The 1,913-nt window shown below is 62.2% G+C and carries 2 protein-coding genes and 1 pseudogene; 2 read left to right on the forward strand and 1 reads right to left on the reverse strand.

Going from position 1 to position 1,913, the window contains the following annotated elements:
* A pseudogene (locus EOA85_RS39620) lies at window positions 1-115 on the reverse strand (type I methionyl aminopeptidase); the annotation flags it as partial.
* Window positions 116-350: 235 nt separating this feature from the next.
* On the opposite strand from EOA85_RS39620, the gene EOA85_RS34090 reads away from it, so the two are divergent.
* Window positions 351-647 carry a DUF982 domain-containing protein gene (locus EOA85_RS34090; RefSeq protein WP_065007792.1) on the forward strand — a complete coding sequence of 99 codons (297 nt, stop codon included), beginning with the start codon at window positions 351-353 and terminating at the stop codon, window positions 645-647.
* A 139-nt stretch (window positions 648-786) separates the two neighbouring features.
* Window positions 787-1,446 carry a DUF2161 family putative PD-(D/E)XK-type phosphodiesterase gene (locus EOA85_RS34095; protein ID WP_127212621.1) on the forward strand — a complete coding sequence of 220 codons (660 nt, stop codon included), beginning with the start codon at window positions 787-789 and terminating at the stop codon, window positions 1,444-1,446.
* Window positions 1,447-1,913 lie beyond the last annotated feature (467 nt).

Genomic DNA, 1,913 nt, shown 5'->3' on the forward strand with positions numbered 1-1,913 from the left:
AGCGTGCGGTGAGGTCGCAGGCCTTGCGCATGCCGGCAAAGCCCCCTTCGCCGTAGAGGCGGATCTGGCCGGTGTTTCTGAGTGGTGCCGTGGCGGCGTCGAGATAGGTGACCATTGTGTCCGTCTTGCCGGAAGAAAGGGCTTCTGATGAGCCCGCGCGAAAAGTCTCTCAGATTTGGCACCGGACGGCGCCAGGTTCAAGGACGAACTGCCGGCGATGGGCTCAAGCCGGCGATATTCATGTCTTGCGGCTTCATCCTGTGCCTGTCCAGCCCGTGCCAGGGTTGTTCGTCCGCACTGACGACATATTTCTGAGCGACAAGTGGGGAACGCGTTCTGGAGAGACACGAATGGACAGATTGCAATTCGAGGTGCCGGTTCGCATCACGACAGCGCCTGGCCTGCCGGTCGAGGAAATCTACAGCGTCGAACAGGCGCTGGATTTCCTGCAAGGCTGGCCGGTTCGCCGGCAGGGCCCGGTCTATCAGGCCGCGTTCAATGCCTGCTTTGGCGCCACGGTCGACCTGGTCGAGACCGAGGATGCTTGCCGGGCGTTCATGGCGTTCTGCCGGGTAAGCCGCCTCCTGGCCAGGGACATGCTGGTTCCGCGCAAGCGCGGAGGCGAGGCAAGGGGGCTGAGGGTTTAGCGGCCGAGCCGGGCAGTCCCAGCGAACTGCTTAATGCATCCCACACTTCCATGCGTTCGACGAGCGGCAAATCTGCCCCAGAGCGGCATGCCTTCGGTGATGCTGTGCCAGCCAGTCACGAATCGGCTATGGCTCCGGCATGCAGGAAACGTCTCTTTACATCCCGGTGAAGCGGTTTCTTGAGAGCCTGGAATTCACCGTTAAAGGCGAAGTTGGTGGTTGCGACGTCGTGGGATTGCGTGACGGCGAGCCGCCCGTGGTCGTCATCTGCGAATTGAAATTGCAGTTCAACCTCGAACTCATACTTCAAGGTGTCGATCGTGCTGCGTCATGCGATGAGGTCTGGCTCGCGGCGCGGATGTCGACCCGCGGCAAAGGCCGCGAGCATGACCGTCGGTTCCGCGCACTCTGCCGGCGACTCGGGTTCGGGCTTCTGGGGGTTGGTTCCGCCGGCAACGTCGAATTGCTGCTCAGCCCGGCCGCTTTGCCGCCCCGGCGAGACCCGAGACGAAGATCGCGCCTGGTGGACGAGCATCGTCGCCGGCGCGGCGACCCTGTAGTCGGCGGCGGCTCGCGTACGCCGATAATGACCGCTTACCGGCAGGATGCGCTGGCCTGCGCCGCTGCGATGGTCGACGGCCCGAAGCGCCCGCGCGACTTGAAAGCCATTTCACCACGCGCCGCCAATATCCTGCTTCACAATGTCTATGGCTGGTTCGCCAGGGCCGAGCGCGGCGTCTATGCGCTGACGGACGTTGGCCGCGCTGCGTTACACCGCTGGCCCCAACCGGCTCCATAACGGGGCGGCGCCGAGTTTGTTTGAGCGGCTTGCCGCGGGCAGGGGAGACAACGTACCTCTCCCGACTTGGCAACGATCAGAGTCGGCGCGGGCTGTATCGGTTGTCGCTCGCCGTGGAAAGCATTATTGCACAAGGCGAAACGTGGCAGCCTCTTCCGAGTTGCTTATCTGCCTTGTGCACACCCGTTGATGCAGCGAAATACGACAAGATGAGTTGCGTCGAACTCAAACGCGGGCACCGTCGCCGGCGAGATATCGCAAACTGCGATCGCCCGCGGCAAGATTGTTCAAACAAATAGTCCAAACTGGCTATGAGGCGGCCAGCGCGTCGCCTCCATTGTCACTGCCACGCCAGAGCGCAAAAATCGAGCGATTCGGCGGCAGGAGACAGTGAAGGCAGCAGCCAGAAACAACAAATGTTGATATTTGCGTTACCAAGCGCGTCGAGCGGATCGGCACGTCTAGGA

Origin of the sequence: Mesorhizobium sp. M5C.F.Ca.IN.020.29.1.1 (genome assembly GCF_003997375.1) — a bacterium.
GTDB lineage: Bacteria > Pseudomonadota > Alphaproteobacteria > Rhizobiales > Rhizobiaceae > Mesorhizobium > Mesorhizobium wenxiniae.

What these genes read in the sequence shown, in the direction of transcription:
- EOA85_RS34090 (WP_065007792.1), top strand. Translation starts at nt 351, where the DNA reads ATGGACAGATTGCAATTCGAGGTGCCGGTTCGCATCACGACAGCGCCT.
- EOA85_RS34095 (WP_127212621.1), top strand. Translation starts at nt 787, where the DNA reads ATGCAGGAAACGTCTCTTTACATCCCGGTGAAGCGGTTTCTTGAGAGC.